The sequence below is a fragment of the Pseudomonas sp. Marseille-Q7302 genome, from assembly GCF_965111925.1.
Window position 1 is genome coordinate 1,558,608 of sequence record NZ_CBCOPK010000001.1, and the last position, 18,292, is coordinate 1,576,899.

Genomic DNA, 18,292 nt, shown 5'->3' on the forward strand with positions numbered 1-18,292 from the left:
GAAGGGCTAGCAGCGGAACTGGCCGATCTGGCGATTCAGGTCGTTAGCCAGGGCATCGAGGGAGACGGCGGTCTGCACCGTCTCGTCGATGGCTTCGCTGTTCTGCTGGGCCATCTGCGCCAGGCGCTCCACGGTACGGGCAACGTCGTGACTGGCAGCAGTCTGCTCGCGCAGCGCCAGGGAGATCTGGTTGACCACCCGCACCACATTGTCCGAGGACGCGTTGATGCTGACCACCGCCTCGCCGGCCTGGTTGGCCAGGTCGACGCCGCCGTTGACCTGGCGTACGCCCACCTCCATGTCGCTCATGGCGGCCTGGGTCGCGGCCTGGATCTTCTCGATCATGGCGGCGATCTCCTGGGTGGAGTGGAGTTGGTGGTGCGTTGCGCCAGCTGGCGAACCTCATCGGCCACCACGGCGAAGCCGCGGCCCTGTTCGCCGGCCCGCGCCGCTTCGATGGCCGCGTTGAGCGCCAGCAGGTTGGTCTGGTCGGCGATGCCCTTGATCACGCTGACGATGGAGGACACCCGCTCGGAGTGCTCGCCCAGTTCGCCGATGCGCGTGGCCGAGGACTGCACCGTGCCGGCAATGGATCTCATGCTGTCCACCGAGGCCTGGATGGTCTGGCCGCCGTCCTGGGCCAGGCGGCCCGACTGGCTGGAAAGGTCGTGGGCTTCCCCGGCGTTGTCCGCCACGTGATTGATGCTCACGGTCAGTTCCTCCACGGTAGCGGCCATGCTGGAGGCGGCACTGGACTGCTCCTGGGCGGCGGCCGACAGCTGCTGGGAATTGGCGGAGATGGTGTGGGCGGCGGCGACCAGCTGGTCGGTCCCCTGCTTGATGCCCTGGATCATGGCGCGCAGCTTTTCCTGCATCTGGCCAAAGGCGCCGAGCAGTTGGCCCACCTCATCGCGACCCGCGGCCGGGATCGGCGAATCCAGCTGGCCCGCGGCGATGGCGCGAGCGACGTTGACGGCCTGGGCCAAGCGGCCGACCACCGTCCGCGACAGCGACCAGGCGATGACTAGGGCCAGCAGGGTGGCGAGAATGCCCCCGCTGATCAGGATCAACATGGCGTGCTGCTTGGCGTCCTGCATCGACTCGGTACGGCTGTCCAGCAGGCGGGTCTCACGGGTCTTGATCTGGCCCAGCACGTCACGCATGTCGTCCATCTTGCCCTTGTCCTGGGCGGTGGCGATGCGGCTGGTGAGGACGTCCAGCGGCTGGCTGCCAGCATTGACCTGCCGCCGCAGCGCCAGGATCTGCTGCACCGACTCCTGGTGCCACTGCGCCTCGGCCTGACCCAGTTGTACCAGGCTGGCCTGCTGCTCGGGATTGTCACGGGTGAGCTGGGTCAGCTCCTGCAACTGCTCGGCGAATTGGCGTTTCCCCTGGTTGAGAGGATCGAGAAATTCGTCCTTGCCGGTCAGGGCGAAGCCGCGCATCCCGGTTTCCATGTTGACCAGCGCCAACAGCGCGGCGTCGGAATCCTGCAGTACGTGGTAGGAATGGATGTTCTGCTGGACCGCCGAATTGACCTGGTTGAAGCCCTGGCTGGCCGCCAGGATCAGCGCCAGGATGATGACCAGGATCGCGCCGAAGCCGAGTTTGAGTTTGTTCGAGATGGTCAGCTGTTGCAGCATGGGAAAACCTCAAGCGCTAGGTAGTCGACTCAGGCCCATCGGGCAGACGTTTGGGGGTACAGCGAGCTAGCGGAGGGGAACGCGACTGATCCGTGTCTTGCGCCGACGGCGGGGAAGCGTGGCTCCTGGTAGTGCAGGTACCGCTGAAAGGTGTGGCTCGCTCGGCGCGCTCTCGGAGTACAGCGAAAGCAGTACGGTTTCGACTGAAGAGGTGCAGGCCAGAGCCTTCGAGCTGGGTGTTTGAGCGAAGAGGTAGGAAAAAGTTTTATGTGACGCAGTAAACATTTTTGCGGTTGGCGTCAGGTGGCGCAGAGGGTGCGCCAGGGGCGAGCGGGAATCGCCTCCTGCCTATTGGGAAAGGTCGTCCTGCGTGAGCAGCGGTTCGGAGGTGCAAGGTTGCGTTGCCTAGGCATTCCTCAGCCGAGCCAGTCGCCGAGCCAGTTCGGCGGCTTCCGCAGGGCTGGCGACGTTGGTGAAGCCCAGCAGCAGGCCCTGCCGCTCTGGCGTTTCCAGGTACCAGCGTGACAGGGCCTGGACCGCCAACCCCTCAGCCTGGGCGGCAGTTGCCCAGGGGCGGTCATCTCCCTCGATCAGGCGTGCCAGCAGGTGTAGGCCGCCCGCCTGGAGCTCGACTTGGACCCCCGGCGTGTTGGTTGCCAGCAGCGCCTCGGCCAGCCACTGGCGACGCTGCCGGTAGAGGGTACGCATGCGGTTGAGATGACGAGCGAAATGCCCTTCTTCGAGAAAGCTTGCCACCGTGGCCTGCAGCAACTGGGGCGCGTGGTTGTGCAGGTGATCGGCGCTAAGGGTGAAGGCCTCGATCTGCTCGGGCGGCACGACCAGGTAGGCAAGGCGCAGACCGGGAAACAGCACCTTGCTGAAGGTGCCGGCATAGAGTACCCGTCCTTGGTCATCCAGACTCTTGAGCGCCGGCAGCGGCTTGCCCTGGTAGCGGTACTCGCTGTCGTAGTCGTCTTCGATGATCCAGGCTTGCTGGCGCTGTGCCCAGTCCAGCAGCGCCAGCCGCCGGGGCAGCGACAGGGCTACGCCCAGCGGACTCTGATGGCTGGGGGTAACCAGCGCGCAGCGCGCCGTGGGTGCCTGGGCTAAACCGGCGGCCACATCCACTCCTGCGTCATCCACCGGCACCGGAATCAGCTCGAGACCCGCGGTCTGCAAGGCGCGCCGGGCGATGAAATAGCCGGGTTCCTCGAACCAGCAGGCATCACCGGGCGTTAGCAGCGTCTGGACGACCAGGTCCAGGCAGGCGCGATAGCCCGCGCAGACGAACACCTGTGCTGGATGACAGGCGATGCCCCGGGACAACCCCAGGTAGGTGGCGATGGCCGTGCGTAGGCCGGCATGACCCCGGGCATCGGGATAGACCAGCCCCTCCAGCCCCTGGTGGCGCAGTTGCCGCGCGGCCAGGCGTGTCCATACCTTGCGCGGAAAGGCATCCAGGGCGGGCAGGCCCAGCTGCAGGGGCAGGGGTGGCCCGCCAGCATGGGTCGTCAGCGTCCGAGGCGCGACGGGGTTCATCGGTGGCGGTACAGCGGAGCGACTCCATTGGGGCGAGACGATGGTTCCGGCCGGGCCGCGTGGCAGCAGGAAGCCTTCGGCGATCAGCTGCTGGTAGGCCATCTCCACCGTTCCCCGCGCCACGTTCAGCTCCGCCGCCAGGGCACGCACCGCGGGTACCCGATCACCGGGACGCAAACGCCCGTCGTCCAGTGCCTGACGAAAGCGCTGATAGAGCTGCTGATAGAGCGGCAAGGCGAGGCGGCTGTCGAGGGCGGCGTTCAGGGTCATGGCCTGGTCGTTTGTATCTTTCTTGGCTCTATAGCCTAGGCCATCGGCTGCCTAGAGTGGGCGCAGCTTTCCCGGAAACGCTCGCCAGGGCTTTGGGCACTCAGCGACCTGGAGGGCCCGTCCGACATTGCCGGACCTTGGCGACCGCCCGTGAACAACACTTCCGTGAAGCCATCTCGCCCACCTTGTGACCACTACCTGGAGTAAGCCATGAGCCAACTGCGCCTGCCGTTTTCCACCCTCTCGCCCGCCGCCTACCAGGGCCTGATCGCCACGGGCCAGGCCCTGGCGCAGAGTTCGCTCGGCCTGGAACTGGTGGAGCTGGTCTACTTGCGCATCTCCCAGATCAATGGCTGCGCCTTCTGCCTGGGCAAGCATGCCGAGACCCTGCGTGAGCAGGGCGTCAGCCAGGCCAAGCTGGATCGTCTGGCCGGCTGGCGCATCAGCGAGCGGTTCGACGCCCGCGAGCGCGCTGCCCTGGAATGGGCGGAAGCCCTGACTGCCGTCAGCCAGCAGGGCGCACCCGATGCCCTTTACGAACCACTCAAGATGCACTTCAGTGACGCCGAGGTCTCCGACCTGACCTTTGTCGTGGCACTGATGAACGCCTTCAATCGGCTGGCGGTGGGAATGAAGCTCTAGCCGGTGACGCGGCCAAAGGCGGCGGCCGGGAGCGAAAGGATCAGCCGAGACCCGGACGGACTGCGCCGAAATACCCGATGAATGGCAGGTACAGGTGCCAGGTGAGTTCCATCCGAAAAAAGCCAGGTGCAGGAGCGTTCGACCTCCATGCCAGGTCAGTGACGGCGGGCTGCCGGTGTCCTACCGTGCCTGGCCATGGGGAGCGGATTTCAAGCCCGCAAAGTCTGTTTTCGTGGCGCCGATTCGCGGTGGCTGCGCTTTTGACAGCTCTAAAATGCTGTGCTTAGGTTCTTTGGGCCATGCCGACGTAAGTCTTCATATGACCAGACTAACGTCGGCGGGGCGCCCTCGCTGTCAGGAGTTTCCTGCAGGGCAAGGTGGCGTAGCAGGTGGAGCCGTGGCTCTCCGGGCCGCTAGACGGCCAGGCCGGATGTCACTTCACCTCGTTCCGCTCGCGGATCCCTGGTCGAAGGCAGCCCTCATGGAATACCTGCAGCAGATCTTGAATCAGGCGCCGGAACTTGCCCTGTTCCTGTCCCTGGCCATCGGTTACTGGGTCGGCAGCATCCAGTTCGGCAAGTTCCAGCTGGGTGGGGTGGCCGGCTCGCTACTGGTGGCGGTGGTCATCAGCCAAGTCGGCATTAGCATCGACAACGGCATCAAGTCGGTGCTCTTCGCGCTGTTCATCTACGCCGTAGGTTTCGAGAGCGGGCCGCAATTCTTTCGCTCCCTGGGTCGGCAATCGCTGCGCGAGATCGTCCTGGCGGCGGTGATGGCACTCAGCGGTCTCCTGACCATCATCGTCTGCGCCCGGCTGTTCGGCCTCGACAAGGGCATCGCCGCGGGGATCGCCGCCGGCTCCATGACCCAGTCCGCCATCATCGGCACCGCCAGCGCCGCCATCGCCAAGCTCGACTTGCCGCTTGAGCAGATCCAGGCACTGCAGGGCAACGTCGCCGTGGGCTATGCGGTGACCTACATCTTCGGCTCCTTCGGCGCCATCATCCTCTGCGTCAATGTGCTGCCCTGGTTCATGCAGCGCAGCATCCGCGACGATGCGACCCAGGCCGAGGCGGAGTTGCTGGCCGGGGCCAAGGTCTATGGCCCGGGGGAGTTGCCCGCCATCCCGCCGCTGGTGGGACGGCTCTATCGCATCGACCAGGCGGCTGGCCAGACCGTGGCACAGCTGGAAGTCAGCGACCAGGGCGATCCCCAGGCGGCCCTCACTATAGAGCGCATCAAGCGCGGCGGCGCCCTGGTCGGGGTGACCCCGACGACGGTGCTGGAAGCCGACGACGTGGTGCTGGTGGTGGGACGGCGCGCCGGGGTGGTGGCCATCGCCGCGCGCCTGGGCGCCGAGCTGCAGTCCTCGCCCGACATGGATGTGGTGGTGGTGCAGCGTGACGTCAGCCTCGACAACCCGGCCTTCATCGGTCGCCGCGTGGTCGAGATCCGCCAGGCCGCCAGCCAGGCCCTGCGCCACGGCGTCTACGTGGTTGGCGTGAAACGCGCCGGGCGGCCCCTGTCGCTGGAGCCCGATACCGTCATCGAGGCAGGCGATCTGGTCACCCTCTATGGCACCCCGGACGACATCCAGCGGGTCGCCCAGCAAGTCGGTTCCATCATCGTCCCCAGCGACAAGACCGACTTCGTCTTCCATGGCTTCGGTCTGGCGGTCGGGCTGCTCATCGGCCTGGTCGTGATCCGCCTGGGAGCCATCCCCCTGACCCTGGGCAGCGGGGGCGGTGCGCTGATCGCCGGCCTGGTCTTTGGCTGGTATCGCAGTCGCCACCTGACCCGCGGCAACCTGCCGTTGCCGGCCTCGACGCTGTTGCGCGACCTCGGCCTGGCCGGATTCGTGGCGGTGGTGGGACTGCAGTCCGGGCGCCAGGCGGTGGAGACCATCGCCACCCAGGGCCTCTCCATCTTCCTCATCGGGGTGGTGGTCTGCGTGGTGCCCATCGTCATCACCATCCTGGTCGGTCACTATGTACTGCGCTACCGCAACCTGGCGCTGTTCGCCGGGGCCGTCGCCGGTGCGCGCAGCGCCAACCCCGCCTTCGGCGAGGTGCTGGACAAGGCCGGCAACTCGATCCCCACGGTGCCCTTCGCGGTCACCTACGCCCTGGCCAATGTGTTTCTCACCCTGCTCGGGCCACTGGTCGTGGCCTTCGCCTAACCGAAGGAAGCAAGTCATGAGCGAAGTCCAAGACGATTACGCCCAGTACGCCAAACTGAGTCCGTTCGAACTCAAGGACGAATTGATCAAGCTCGCCTCGGGCAGCGAGAACCGCCTGATGCTCAACGCCGGTCGCGGCAATCCCAACTTCCTGGCGACCCTGCCGAGGCGGGCCTTCTTCCGCCTCGGCCTGTTCGCCACCAGCGAGGCGGAACTGTCCTATTCCTACATGCCCCACGGGGTCGGCGGCCTGCCGCAGATCGATGGCATCGAGGCGCGCTTCGAGCGCTATACCGCCGAGCACCGCGACCAGCCCGGCGTGCTGTTCCTGGCCAAGAGCCTGAGCTATGTGCGCGACCAGCTGGGACTTTCGGCCTCGGCCTTCCTCCACGAGATGGTGGAAGGCATCCTCGGCGCCAACTACCCGGTGCCGCCGCGCATGCTCAAGATCTCCGAGCAGGTGGTCAGCCATTACATCGTCAAGGAGATGATCGGCGGCTACGTGCCCGCCGGCTCGGTCGACCTCTTCGCCGTGGAGGGCGGCACGGCCGCCATGACCTACATCTTCCATTCGCTGCAACAGAACGGCCTGGTCAAGCGGGGTGACAAGGTGGCCATCGGCATGCCGGCCTTCACTCCCTACATCGAGATCCCGGAGCTGGAAGAATTCGGTCTGGAGCAGGTGCACATCCACGCCGACCCCCAGGCGAACTGGCAGTATCCGGACAGCGAACTCGACAAGCTGCGCGATCCGACGATCAAGATCTTCTTCTGCATCAATCCCAGCAATCCGGCGTCGGTGAAGATGGACGACCGCAGCCTGGCCACTGTCGCCCGCCTCGTCGCCGAGGCGCGTCCGGACCTCTTCATCCTCACCGACGATGTCTACGGCACCTTTGCCGACGACTTCCGTTCGCTGTTCGCCACCTGCCCGCGCAACACCCTGCTGGTGTATTCCTTCTCCAAGTACTTCGGTGCCACCGGCTGGCGCCTGGGGGTGATAGGCGCGCACAAGGACAGCATCTTCGACCAGGCCCTGGCCGAGCTGCCCGAGGCGACCAAGGCTTCCCTGGACCGCCGCTATGGCAGCTTGCTGCCGGACGTGCGCGGCCTCAAGTTTCTCGATCGGCTCGTCGCCGACAGCCGCACCGTGGCGCTCAACCACACGGCCGGACTTTCCACGCCGCAGCAGGTGCAGATGGTGCTGTTCGCGCTGTTCGCCCTGATGGACGAAAGCGACGGCTACAAGACCGAACTGAAGAAGCTGGTGCGGCGCCGCGAAGCTGCCCTCTATCGCGAACTGGGCGTCGCCCCGGAGAGCGATCCCAACGCCGTCGACTATTACACCCTGCTGGATCTGGAAGACCTGGCCCGCAAGCTCCATGGCGACGCCTTCGCCACCTGGGTGAAGGCCAAGTTCAGCAGTGGTGACCTGCTGTTCCGCATCGCCAGGGAGACCGGCATCGTGCTCCTGCCCGGCAAGGGCTTCGGCACTCAGCAACCGGCTGCCCGGGTGTCCCTCGCCAACCTCAACGAATACGAGTACGCCAACATCGGCCGCTCGCTGCGAGCCATGGCGGAGCAGTATTTCGCCGAGTTTGAAAGGGAGGACGGCAACCACCCGGCGCAGCCCTGAGCCCGTTGCACACCCGAGTTACCGACGCTACCTGCCCGTGTCGCCTGGGGCACCCGGAGCTGGCGATGAACGCCAAGTGCCCGGACGCTGCGACTGGCCAACCCACTGTCGAGGAAAGCGCCCATGCGTCTGTCAGGCTGGATGATCCCCCTTTCCCTCATCGGCTCCCTGGCGAGTGCGGCAGAGCAGGCGTCCGCGCCGCAAGGCGCCAGCCCGGCAACCATCACGGCCAATCGGCAGCTCCTTGGCGTGCTGGACTTCGCCGATACCTCCGACTTCGATGACGCCTTGCGTGGGCGGATCGCGACGTTTCCCGAGGGTGTGATCCGCGATGAAAAAGGCAAGGTGGTCTGGGACCTGGCGGGCTATGGGTTCCTGGAGGCGCCGCAGGCGCCGGATACCGTCAATCCCAGCCTGTGGCGGCAGGAGCGCCTGAACAACATCGCGGGTCTTTTCCAGGTCACCGAGGGTATCTACCAGGTGCGGGGGCTGGACTTGTCCAACATGACCCTCATCGAGGGCAAGACCGGCGTCATCGTCATCGACCCGCTGATTTCCACCGAGACCGCCGCCGCTGCACTGGCGCTCTATCGCCAGCAGCGCGGCAATCGCCCAGTGAAGGCCGTCATCTATTCGCACTCCCATGTGGATCACTACGGCGGCGTGAAGGGCGTGGTCAGCGAAGACCAGGTTCGCTCCGGAGCGGTCAGGGTCTATGCCCCGAACGGTTTCCTCGAGCACGCGGTTTCCGAAAACGTCTATGCCGGGACCGCGATGAGCCGTCGGGCCCAGTACATGTACGGGGCGCTGTTGCCGAAGAGCCTCACGGGTCAGGTCGGCGCCGGGCTGGGCAAGACCACCTCGCGGGGCACGGTGAGTCTCATCGCGCCCACCGACATCCTCGGGGCCGACGGCGAGGCTGAGGTGACCAGGACCATCGACGGCCTGGAGGTCGAGTTTCAGCTGACACCCGGAACCGAGGCTCCGGCCGAAATGAACATGTACCTCCCGGCCTATCGGGCGCTGGGCGCAGCGGAGAACGCCACCCATACCCTGCATAACATTCTCACGATCCGTGGCGCGGAAGTGCGGGATGCCAAGAAATGGTCCGAGTATCTCGACCAGACCCTGGCTCGCTACGGCAACAGGAGCGAGGTGCTGTTCGCCCAGCACCATTGGCCGACCTGGGGGCGGGACAGGGTCGAGACGCTGCTGGCGGATCAAAGGGACATGTATCGGTACATCCATGACCAGACGCTGCGGCTGATAAATCTCGGCCTGACGCCCATGGAGATCGCTGATACGCTCGAAAGCCTACCGGAGCCGTTGGCGCGGCGGTGGTACAACCGCGGCTACTACGGGACCCTCAGTCATAACGTACGCGCAGTCTACCAGCGCTATCTGGGGTTCTACGACGGCAACCCCGCGAATCTCAACCCCTTGCCGCCCGTCGAGGCCGCCCGGCGCTACGTCGCTGTCATGGGGGGCGAGGAGCAGGTCGTCAGCAAGGCTCAGGTGTCCTATGACCAGGGCGACTATCGCTGGGTGGCGGAGCTCATGAAGCACGTGGTGTTCGCCAACCCCGCTTCGCGGCGTGGCCGGGAGCTCCTGGCGAATGCGCTCGAACAGATGGGCTACCAAAGCGAGGCAGGCACCTGGCGCAACGCCATGCTGATGGGCGCCAGCGAGCTCCGCAACGGTGTCCCTCCCGCATCGTCCACTACCGCCTCGCCTGATACGCTCAAGGCCCTGACCCTGGATATGTATTTCGATTACCTGGGCATTCGCCTGAATGGTCCCAAGGCAGCCAGATCCGGCGACAGCGTCTTGAACTGGATCTTCGACGACCTGGGCGAGACGCAGGTGCTGACCCTGCGTTCGGGGGTCCTGACGCATCGCAAGGCGCAGGCGGTGGCGACGGCGGACGCCACCGTCCGGCTCTCGCGAAGCACGCTCGACACCATCAACCTGGGCCAGACGACCTTCGACAAGGCCATCGAGGACGGGGCCATCGTCATCGAAGGACGTCGCGAGGCGGTCACTCAACTGCTGGCCAACCTCGACGACTTCGAAAATGTCTTCAACATCGTGACGCCTTGAGGGCCATGCATCATGGGCATCCGGATACCCCTTGCTCCGCTGGCCTTCATCCTGATCCTCCGGTCCGCAGACGTTACGGCCGACGGCGCCCGGGACTGGGAAAACGTGCCCGTCGACACCAACATCCTGTTTCTCTATTACACCTATTCGAACAGCGAGGCGTCGGTCGATCCCTCCTTGCCGATCAAGGGGGTGGAGGTTGATGCCCATGTTCCCCTGGTGAGGTATGCCCGCACCTTCGCGCTGGGCGATCGCGTGGCGGGCTTTCAGTTGATAGTGCCCTACGGCTTCGTCGATGCGCGGCTCAAGGGGACGCGATTGAGTACCGACACCGAGGGCCTCGGCGACATTACCGCCATCTTTCTGGCAAACCTCTATGGCGCTCCGGCTCTGACTCGGCAGCAGTTTCAGACGTGGACCGCGGGCCCTTTCCTGACCGCTTCGATGGCGGTGACCCTGCCAACCGGCGACTACGACAAGGATGCTCTGCTCAACGTAGGCAAGCACCGCTGGGCCTTGAAGCCGCAACTGTCCTTTGGGGCACCCTTTGGCCAGGGCGGCCTGTTGGCGATCAATGGCAACGTGCAGTTCTTCAGTGACAACAGCGAGAATCGCAACGGGCGGTTGGAGCAGGCACCGCTCTACGGTATCGAGGCTCATTTGAGCCATGACGCAGGCAAGCGCGCCTGGCTGTCGCTGGATACCTTCTATGCCTATGGCGGAACCACCCGCGTGAGTGACGAGGATCAGGACAATCGCCAGCGTACGCTGCGCCTGGGCGTCAGTGGCAGCTACAGTTTCACCTCCACGACGGCGGTGAGCACAGCGGTCACCCGGACCGTCCTGCGCGAGGATTACACCCCGGCCGCCACGACCTTCTCGATAAACGTCAACCATGCGTTTTAACTCGCGGGAGAGGAAACGCGCCTAACTCGCGCAAGCCTGAGGCTCCCGCGCCCGGTGTCCCGGCGCGATACCAGGACACCGGGCGCAGGCTATACTGACGGTCTCTTCTAGACCCCTAAGGGTGCAGCATGGCTACCGATACCTCGAAGCTGGATCGAATCCTCGCCGAGACCCAGCGCGAGCGCGAACGCGGCTATCGTGACAAGGCGCTGAAGATGTATCCCCACGTCTGTGGTCGCTGCGCGCGGGAATTCGCCGGCAAGCGCCTGAGCGAGCTGACCGTGCATCATCGCGACCACAACCACGACAACAATCCCCAGGATGGCTCCAACTGGGAGTTGCTCTGCCTGTACTGCCACGACAACGAGCACAGCCGCTACACCGATCAGCAGTACTTCAGCGACAGCTCCCTGGGCACGCCCAAGGTGGCCCAGGCCACCCACAACCCCTTCGCGGGGCTGGCGGGACTGCTGAAAAAGGACTGAGCGCACGGCGATCCAGGCAGTCCGTCCTGCCTTAAGCCGATCTTAAGTCTCGCCCTCTAGCGTTTCAGGTCTTTGGCTGATTGCCGACCTGGGAGCGAGAGGGGATGAGACGTTCGAGCGTTGCTAAACGGTTGGCCGCCGGGGCCTTGGTCGTGCTGGCCGCAGGCTGTCTGCCGGAGGCCTCCGCCGAGATGGCCGTCATCCGCGGCGAGGGCACGGCTGCCAGCGCCGACACCGCGTCGGTGTACTTCAACAGCGGTATCAACGACCGCTCGGTCAGCTCCCTGCTGGCCGCCCTGAGCGACATCGCCCTCAAGTACCCCGCCACCAAGAATGTCAACCTCTATCTCAACAGCCCGGGCGGCAGCATGGAGGCGGGCTATGTCGCCTACGAATTCATCCGCCACTATCCGCTGCACATCAATACCATCGACGCCGCCGCGACGGATTCATCCGCCACCATGATCTATTGCGCGGCCGAAGATCGTTACGCGGCGCCACTCGCCAGCTTTCTCCTGCATCCGGCCGCGGCGGCCATCGCCGTCAACGGCTACATGAAGCCGGATCAGGCCAAGCAGGCGTTCGAGGACGTCGAGCGCGAGAACCTCAAGTTCCGCGAGATCTACAAGGGCTGCCTCAAGCTGGCGCCAGAAGAGCTCACCACCCTGCTGTCCTCCGAAAGCAACAGGCGACGACTGGGCTACGACGCCGCCAAGGACATCGGTTTGATCACCCGGGCACCGGACCGGCTGCCGCGTGGGACCGACCGGGCTACCTACTTCGTCAGCGACGGCGGAAGCAGGTGAGGGCAGGTTGACGCCCGGCCAGACCGGCAGGTGCGGTCTACACGCGCTCGTTCTTTCGTGATACCTTCCGGGTATGCATTTCCCCTCCCGCGACTGGCAACCCAGTCCCCCATAGCTCGCACCTCTCCCGTCCTTGCATCGCTGATGCAAGGATGTCTGCCGTCCTGTCGCGCCCGCGGCGTGGCGGCTGCCAACCCTGGAATTCACGCCTGATCCGGCGTCTGCCACTCGCTTGACGGGTCAGGCACAGGTGCGAGTTGTCTATGTTGAATACCCTCAAGACACATTGGTTTTCCAATGTGAAGAACGATGTGCTGTCCGGATTGGTCGTCGCCCTGGCGCTGATCCCCGAAGCCATCGCCTTTTCCATCATCGCGGGACTCGATCCCAAGGTGGGGCTCTACGCCTCCTTCTGCATCGCCGTGGTGATCGCCTTCGTCGGCGGTCGCCCCGGCATGATCTCGGCGGCGACCGGCGCCATGGCGCTGCTGATGGTGACCCTGGTCAAGGAGCACGGCCTGCAATATCTGCTGGCCGCGACCCTGTTGACCGGGGTGCTGCAGATCGCTGCTGGCTACCTGCGCCTGGGTGCGCTGATGCGCTTCGTGTCCTGATCCGTGGTCACGGGGTTCGTCAATGCCCTGGCGATCCTGATCTTCCTGGCCCAGTTGCCCGGGGTGACCCATGTCGGCTGGGAGGTCTACGCCATGACCGCTGCGGGGCTGGGCATCATCTATCTGTTCCCGCTGCTGCCGGTGGTGGGCAGGCTGCTACCTTCGCCGCTGGTGTGCATCCTGGTGCTGACGGGTGTCTCCCTCGCCCTGGGGCTGGACATCCGCACGGTGGGTGACATGGGACAGCTGCCCGATACCCTGCCGGTGCTGCTCTGGCCCCAGGTGCCGCTGAATCTCGACACCCTGCTGATCATCCTGCCCTATTCCCTGGCGCTGGCCGTGGTGGGACTGCTGGAATCCCTGATGACGGCAACCATCGTCGACGACATCACCGATACGCCCAGCGACAAGAATCGCGAGTGCAAAGGGCAGGGCATCGCCAACATCGCCGCCGGCCTGCTGGGCGGCATGGCGGGCTGCGCCATGATCGGCCAGTCGGTGATCAACATGAAATCCGGCGGACGCACCCGGCTGTCCACCCTCTGTGCTGGCGTCTTCCTGCTGCTGATGGTGGTGTTTCTCGGTGACTGGCTCGCCCGGATTCCCATGGCGGCGCTGGTGGCGGTGATGATCATGGTGTCCATCGGCACCTTCAGCTGGGATTCGATCCGCAATCTGCGGCGCCATCCGCTCTCCACCAACCTGGTGATGGTGGCCACCGTGGTGGTCGTGGTCGCCACCCACAACCTGGCGCTCGGCGTGCTGGTCGGGGTGCTGCTGGCTTCGCTGTTCTTCGTCAACAAGGTGGGGCACCAACTAACGCTGACGTCTCGTCTGGAAGCGCCCGGCATTCGCGTCTACGAGGTGCGTGGCCAGGTGTTCTTCTCGTCCACCGCGGCCTTCATCGAGGCCTTCGATTTCAAGGAGGTGCTGGACGAGGTCCGCATCGATCTCAGGGCGGCCCAGTTCTGGGACATCACCGCCGTCGCCGCCCTGGACAAGGTCGTGCTCAGGTATCGCCGGGAAGGCGTGACCGTGCAGGTCCTCGACCTCGATCAGGCCAGCGCGACCCTGGTCGACCGCTTTGGCATCCACGACAAACCCGGGGCCGACAGCCAGCTGCTGGGCCACTGAGAGGGAGAACAGACCCATGAAAGACATCATCGCTTGCCTCGACGGTTCGCCGCTGACAGCCAGCGTCTGCGACCATGGCGCCTGGCTGGCACAACGGCTGGAGCTGCCCCTCACCCTGCTGCATGTCCTGGAGCGCAGCCTCTATCCCACCGCCCCCGATGCCAGCGGCACCATAGGCCTCGGTTCGCGCGAGCACCTGCTCGAGGAACTGGCGCGGCTGGACGAGCAGCGCGCGCGTCTGGCGCGTGCCGATGGCGCGGCGCTGTTGGCCGGGGCCGTGGAACGGTTGCAGGACAGCGGGCTGGTCAAGGCGCCTGCCACGCTCCAGCGACACGACTACCTGGTGGATACCCTGCGCGAACTGGAGGCGGACATGAGCCTGCTGGTGATCGGCAAGCGCGGCGAGCATGCCGGTCGCCGCGGTATCGGTAGCCAGCTGGAAACCGTGGTGCGAACACTGCACAAGCCCATCCTGGTGTGCGCCGCCGACTTCCGCGAACCCCAGCGCTTTCTGCTCGCCCATGACGGCAGCGAGGCCACCCATCAGGGACTGCTGGAGGTCGCTAGGAGCGGGTTGCTGGCAGGGCTGCAGGGCGAGGTCTTGCGGGTCGGTGAGTCCACGCCGGCGCGCGTGGCCGAACTGGAGGCCGCTGCGGAGCTCCTGCGTACCGGCGGCAGCGAGGTGACGACCCACCTCGTGGCAGGGCATCCGGCCGAGGTGATTCCCGAGCGGGTCCAGGCCTCTCGGGCCAACCTGCTGGTGATGGGCGCCTACCGCCATTCCGCCGCCCGGCGCTTGCTGCTGGGCAGTCAGACCTCCCACCTGCTGCACCACACCGACATCACCACCCTGGTACTGCGCCCCTGAGAAAGAGGCCCTGGTCGCTACGACGGCCAGGGCCTTCGCCTGTCAGGAATCAGGCTGCAGGGCCTGTTCGAGAAAGTCGATGAAGGCGCGAACCTTGCCGCTCAGCGCGGAACGCTCGGAAACGCAGGCATAGATGTCCATCGGCTCCGACTGCGCGGCGGTGGCGTCTTGGCTCTGGGCGTCGAACAGCGATACCAGCTGGCCCCGCTCGATCAGCGGCAGTGCGACGAAGTCCGCCAGGCGCGCGATGCCGCCCCCGTTCACGGCGAGCTGGGCGATCATGTCGATGTCGTCGCAGACGAAGCCAGGGCGGGTGGCCGCCTCGAAGGTCTGACCCGCGCGCACGAAGCGCCAGGGCAGATAGCGTCCATCGGTGGGATAGCGAAACAGCAGACAGGCGTGCTGCTGCAGCTCTTCCGGGGTGCGGGGTGTGCCGGCCTGTTCGAGATAGGCGGGCGCGGCGCAGAACACAAAGGCACGAGAAGCGATCCGGCGGGCGACCAGGCTGTCGCTCAGCTGCGCCTTTATCCTCAGGCTGACATCGATCTGTTCCAAGCGATGATCCAGGCGCCGGTCGCTGCCGATCAATTCGATGTCGATGCCCGGATAGGTCTGTTTGAACGCCGGCAGCAGCGGCGCGAGCAGGTGGCGGCCAAAGGCGGCGGTGGTGGCTATCCGCAGCGATCCCTGCGGCTCGCTGGCCAGGGTCGCCAGGTGGGCGGCAACCTCGACGTCCTGGGGGATGTGCCGGACTTTCTCGAAATAGCGGGCGCCACTTTCGGTCATGGCGAGACGGCGCGTGGTCCGCGACAGCAGCCGTACGCCCAGATGTGCCTCCAGGCGAGCGATGCTCTGGCTCACCGCGGCCGCGCTCAGGCCCTGAGCACGGGCGGCGCCGGCGATGCTGCCCGCTTCCACGACCCTGATGTAGGTACTGATCAAGCCCAGGATGTCCATGGGGCCCTGCCGAAGGATTCGTTGATTTCTGTTTATAGTGAATCAAGGCGGAGAAGGCTACCGGCAGATATTCGCCCCTGTAAGCTTGGCCTCGATTCCTTGACCCGAGGCAACCCGATGAATCCGATCAGTGCTGCTACTTCCACCAAGCGACGCTTTCCCAAGCAGGCGACGCCCTATGTCTTCGCCCTCTATATGTCGACCATCATGGCCCTGCTGATGTGCCTGGTCATCACCCTGGCGGAGTTCGGCTTCGACGCCGACTACTTCAGGAATGTGATGAGTGCCTATCAGGTCGCCATGCCGTCCGCCTTCGTCTGTGTGTTGCTGGTACGGCCTGTGGTCGCCCGACTCGTCGCCCTGACCGTCCATGCCTGAGCGGATTCAGGCGGCTGGTCGGTCACGGCTGGTCACCTGGGCTGCGCCTGGCCATTCCGCTCAGGACGGCGAGCCAGCCGACGCCCACGGCATAGTTGAGGCGCTGGTAGAGTCCGAAGCCTTGGCCGTCGGCGACCGCGCTCGCCATCATGCCCGCGGTGACCAGGGCCAGCAGGGTGCAGATCGCCGAGAAGGCAGCCAGGCCGGGCGAGGCCAGCAACCGCTTGCCGATCCAAGCCCAGAGCGCGCTCGCCAGGGTCAGCGAAAGGAACATCACCAGGCCGGCCAGGTTATGCAGCTGCTGGGAAACGGAGGGCTGCAGCGGGGCGCAGCCCTGGTCGCAGGGGAACAGCCCGGTGGCGAAGCTCGCCAGGCCATGGAGCAGGATCAGGGCCGCGCTCAACCCGGCCAGGCGCGACGGGCGAAAACGTCTGGCCAGTCCCAGGGCGACCAGCACGAAGAGCACCCCCAGAGGAACGTTGTTGAGCCAGGCGGAAAATCCCTGAGTGGGCGCATCGACAGCCCCCAGCCGACTCAGGGCATGATCGACATGGCTGTAACCGGGATACGCCAGGGCGGTCAGCCCTACGCCGATAGTCAACCAGAACGGAATCAACAGACCCGTGCCCAGCAGCAGCCGATCCATCCGGTTCCAGGCGAACGTCCTCGTCATCATCACTGCTGCTGCCTCCCTGGTGTTGTCTGGTCATGCTAGGAGGTGCTGGCGGGCAAGCGTTACGGATTTTTTTGCAAGGCAGCTTGCCCAGGCGTCATCCTGGGGCGCCCCGCTGCCAAGGATGACCGCTGATGACTAGACGCCTGCCCAGTACTACGGCGCTGGTGGCCCTGGAGGCGGCCGCCCGCCATCTCAGCTTCGCCAAGGCGGCGCAGGAGCTGTCGCTCAGCGAGGGCGCGATCAGCCGGCAGATCGCCAAGCTGGAGGCTGCATTGGGCGTCAGGCTGTTTCTGCGGATCGGCAATCGCGTCGAGCTTTCCGCTGCCGGAGCCCGCTATGCCGCGCACATGCGCACGGCCCTTGCCGACATCGAACGCCACACGCGGCAACTGATCGCCCAGGCCCGCGGCACCACCGCGCTGGAGATCGGCGTCATCCCGACCCTGGCGGGTCGCTGGCTGATCCCGATGCTGGCGCGCTTCCAGGAGCGCCATCCGGACATCGAGGTCAATCTGCGCGAGCGGACGCAGCCCTTCGCCCTGGAAGACAGCGGACTGCACGCCGCGATCAACTATGACCATCCGGTCTGGCACGCTCTGCGGGTGCAGCCGTTGTTCGAGACGCAGCTGGTCGCGGTCTGTCATCCGCGCCTGGCGGGCAATCCTCCGGCCAGCCTGCCGCTCCTGCACAAGCTGGAGAGTCCGCACAGCTGGGCCCGTTATGCCACGCTCACCGGGTTAACCCTGGGCGCCCAGGCGGTTGGTCCTACCTATGATCGCTACTCGCTGCTGATCGAGGCCGCCAAAGCCGGCTTCGGCATGGCCCTGGTACCTGAGCACTACATCGAGGAGGACCTGGTCGCCGGCCGACTCCAGGCGCCCTGGCCGGTCCTGCCGGAACTACGCGAACGCTATGTGCTGGTCACCCGTCCCACGACGGAAATCGATTCCGCGCTCGCAAGTTTCGAACGTTGGCTGCTGGAAGAGGCGAGGGTGGGGTGAGGGAAGTCGTGGCGCCGTAGGTTGGGTTGGGACGGCTCCACTGTCGAAGCCCAACGGCCTAGCCTTCACCTAAACTGGCGTTGGGCTTCGCTGTGCTCAGCCCAACCTGCCTTCGTGCGAGCGTGGAAAAGGCTGCACCGTTTTCCACCCTACGCCAGGCATGACAGGTGCTTCCCACTCCCTCGGGTAGAGCCAGCCGTAGGTTGGGTTGAGACGGCTTCACCGTCGAAGCCCAACGGCCCAGCCTTCACCTGGCTGATGTTGGGCTTTGCTGTGCTCAGCCCAGCCTACCTTTTGTACCGCGTTTTCCTTCCTGCTGGATGTCCATCCCAGGCGCTCCCTCTCCCTTGGGGAGAGGGCCGGGGTGAGGGGAAGGAGCGGGCGCGAGGAGCGCTAGGATCACACCTTGAGGCGTCCCATCGTCTTCAGCTGATGGCTGCGCAGGGTGGCCATGGCGA

13 protein-coding genes and 2 pseudogenes are annotated in these 18,292 nt (G+C 65.4%); 11 read left to right on the forward strand and 4 right to left on the reverse strand.

What is annotated here, in order from left to right:
* Nucleotides 1-6 precede the first annotated feature (6 nt).
* Nucleotides 7-1,643: pseudogene (locus ACWPW1_RS07165) on the reverse strand (methyl-accepting chemotaxis protein).
* Between the two features lie 405 nt (nucleotides 1,644-2,048).
* Nucleotides 2,049-3,452 (reverse strand): MocR-like pyridoxine biosynthesis transcription factor PdxR, encoded by a 1,404-nt coding sequence (gene pdxR / locus ACWPW1_RS07170; RefSeq protein WP_454252650.1) that lies wholly within the window; start codon nucleotides 3,450-3,452, stop codon nucleotides 2,049-2,051.
* A 210-nt stretch (nucleotides 3,453-3,662) separates the two neighbouring features.
* Between pdxR and ACWPW1_RS07175 the strand changes: the two genes are divergently transcribed.
* The 9 genes and pseudogenes from ACWPW1_RS07175 to ACWPW1_RS07215 all read left to right on the forward strand — a co-directional run bounded on the left by ACWPW1_RS07175 (nucleotide 3,663) and on the right by ACWPW1_RS07215 (nucleotide 14,822).
* Nucleotides 3,663-4,094 (forward strand): carboxymuconolactone decarboxylase family protein, encoded by a 432-nt coding sequence (locus ACWPW1_RS07175; RefSeq protein ID WP_454252651.1) that lies wholly within the window; start codon nucleotides 3,663-3,665, stop codon nucleotides 4,092-4,094.
* A 481-nt stretch (nucleotides 4,095-4,575) separates the two neighbouring features.
* The gene (gene aspT / locus ACWPW1_RS07180; RefSeq protein ID WP_313649304.1) at nucleotides 4,576-6,273 is read left to right on the forward strand and encodes an aspartate-alanine antiporter; all 1,698 of its coding nucleotides are present in this window, start codon (nucleotides 4,576-4,578) and stop codon (nucleotides 6,271-6,273) included.
* Nucleotides 6,274-6,289: 16 nt separating this feature from the next.
* Nucleotides 6,290-7,909: a bifunctional aspartate transaminase/aspartate 4-decarboxylase gene (locus ACWPW1_RS07185; protein WP_454252652.1), complete on the forward strand. Its 1,620-nt coding sequence runs from the start codon at nucleotides 6,290-6,292 to the stop codon at nucleotides 7,907-7,909.
* Between the two features lie 123 nt (nucleotides 7,910-8,032).
* A complete protein-coding gene (locus tag ACWPW1_RS07190; RefSeq protein ID WP_454252653.1) occupies nucleotides 8,033-10,009 on the forward strand; it encodes an alkyl/aryl-sulfatase in 1,977 nt (658 codons plus the stop codon).
* A 12-nt stretch (nucleotides 10,010-10,021) separates the two neighbouring features.
* On the forward strand, nucleotides 10,022-10,915 hold the full coding sequence (locus tag ACWPW1_RS07195; RefSeq protein WP_082696296.1) for a transporter: 894 nt from the start codon (nucleotides 10,022-10,024) through the stop codon (nucleotides 10,913-10,915).
* Between the two features lie 128 nt (nucleotides 10,916-11,043).
* Nucleotides 11,044-11,400, forward strand: coding sequence for a YajD family HNH nuclease (locus tag ACWPW1_RS07200; RefSeq protein WP_059314111.1), 357 nt, complete (start codon nucleotides 11,044-11,046; stop codon nucleotides 11,398-11,400).
* 104 nt (nucleotides 11,401-11,504) lie between these two features.
* Nucleotides 11,505-12,206, forward strand: coding sequence for an ATP-dependent Clp protease proteolytic subunit (locus tag ACWPW1_RS07205; RefSeq protein ID WP_454252654.1), 702 nt, complete (start codon nucleotides 11,505-11,507; stop codon nucleotides 12,204-12,206).
* A gap of 263 nt (nucleotides 12,207-12,469) precedes the next feature.
* Nucleotides 12,470-13,954: pseudogene (locus tag ACWPW1_RS07210) on the forward strand (SulP family inorganic anion transporter).
* Nucleotides 13,955-13,970: 16 nt separating this feature from the next.
* Entirely contained in the window at nucleotides 13,971-14,822 is an 852-nt protein-coding gene (locus ACWPW1_RS07215) for a universal stress protein (RefSeq protein ID WP_454252655.1), read from the forward strand.
* A 42-nt stretch (nucleotides 14,823-14,864) separates the two neighbouring features.
* On the opposite strand, the gene ACWPW1_RS07220 is transcribed toward ACWPW1_RS07215, so the two are convergent.
* Nucleotides 14,865-15,779, reverse strand: coding sequence for a LysR family transcriptional regulator (locus ACWPW1_RS07220; RefSeq protein ID WP_271654259.1), 915 nt, complete (start codon nucleotides 15,777-15,779; stop codon nucleotides 14,865-14,867).
* Nucleotides 15,780-15,896: 117 nt separating this feature from the next.
* On the opposite strand from ACWPW1_RS07220, the gene ACWPW1_RS07225 reads away from it, so the two are divergent.
* Nucleotides 15,897-16,157, forward strand: a complete 261-nt coding sequence (locus ACWPW1_RS07225) for a DUF2798 domain-containing protein (RefSeq protein ID WP_454252656.1) — start codon at nucleotides 15,897-15,899, stop codon at nucleotides 16,155-16,157.
* 22 nt (nucleotides 16,158-16,179) lie between these two features.
* On the opposite strand, the gene ACWPW1_RS07230 is transcribed toward ACWPW1_RS07225, so the two are convergent.
* On the reverse strand, nucleotides 16,180-16,830 hold the full coding sequence (locus ACWPW1_RS07230; protein WP_454252657.1) for a DUF998 domain-containing protein: 651 nt from the start codon (nucleotides 16,828-16,830) through the stop codon (nucleotides 16,180-16,182).
* A 134-nt stretch (nucleotides 16,831-16,964) separates the two neighbouring features.
* Between ACWPW1_RS07230 and ACWPW1_RS07235 the strand changes: the two genes are divergently transcribed.
* Nucleotides 16,965-17,834: a LysR substrate-binding domain-containing protein gene (locus tag ACWPW1_RS07235; RefSeq protein ID WP_454252658.1), complete on the forward strand. Its 870-nt coding sequence runs from the start codon at nucleotides 16,965-16,967 to the stop codon at nucleotides 17,832-17,834.
* Nucleotides 17,835-18,292: the final 458 nt, after the last annotated feature.

Coding starts and splice junctions, on each gene's coding strand:
- ACWPW1_RS07195 (WP_082696296.1), top strand. CDS start 10,022: ATGGGCATCCGGATACCCCTTGCTCCGCTGGCCTTCATCCTGATCCTC.
- ACWPW1_RS07190 (WP_454252653.1), top strand. CDS start 8,033: ATGCGTCTGTCAGGCTGGATGATCCCCCTTTCCCTCATCGGCTCCCTG.
- ACWPW1_RS07230 (WP_454252657.1), bottom strand. CDS start 16,830: ATGACGAGGACGTTCGCCTGGAACCGGATGGATCGGCTGCTGCTGGGC.
- ACWPW1_RS07215 (WP_454252655.1), top strand. CDS start 13,971: ATGAAAGACATCATCGCTTGCCTCGACGGTTCGCCGCTGACAGCCAGC.
- ACWPW1_RS07175 (WP_454252651.1), top strand. CDS start 3,663: ATGAGCCAACTGCGCCTGCCGTTTTCCACCCTCTCGCCCGCCGCCTAC.
- ACWPW1_RS07235 (WP_454252658.1), top strand. CDS start 16,965: ATGACTAGACGCCTGCCCAGTACTACGGCGCTGGTGGCCCTGGAGGCG.
- ACWPW1_RS07185 (WP_454252652.1), top strand. CDS start 6,290: ATGAGCGAAGTCCAAGACGATTACGCCCAGTACGCCAAACTGAGTCCG.
- ACWPW1_RS07225 (WP_454252656.1), top strand. CDS start 15,897: ATGAATCCGATCAGTGCTGCTACTTCCACCAAGCGACGCTTTCCCAAG.
- pdxR (WP_454252650.1), bottom strand. CDS start 3,452: ATGACCCTGAACGCCGCCCTCGACAGCCGCCTCGCCTTGCCGCTCTAT.
- ACWPW1_RS07200 (WP_059314111.1), top strand. CDS start 11,044: ATGGCTACCGATACCTCGAAGCTGGATCGAATCCTCGCCGAGACCCAG.
- ACWPW1_RS07220 (WP_271654259.1), bottom strand. CDS start 15,779: ATGGACATCCTGGGCTTGATCAGTACCTACATCAGGGTCGTGGAAGCG.
- ACWPW1_RS07205 (WP_454252654.1), top strand. CDS start 11,505: ATGAGACGTTCGAGCGTTGCTAAACGGTTGGCCGCCGGGGCCTTGGTC.
- aspT (WP_313649304.1), top strand. CDS start 4,576: ATGGAATACCTGCAGCAGATCTTGAATCAGGCGCCGGAACTTGCCCTG.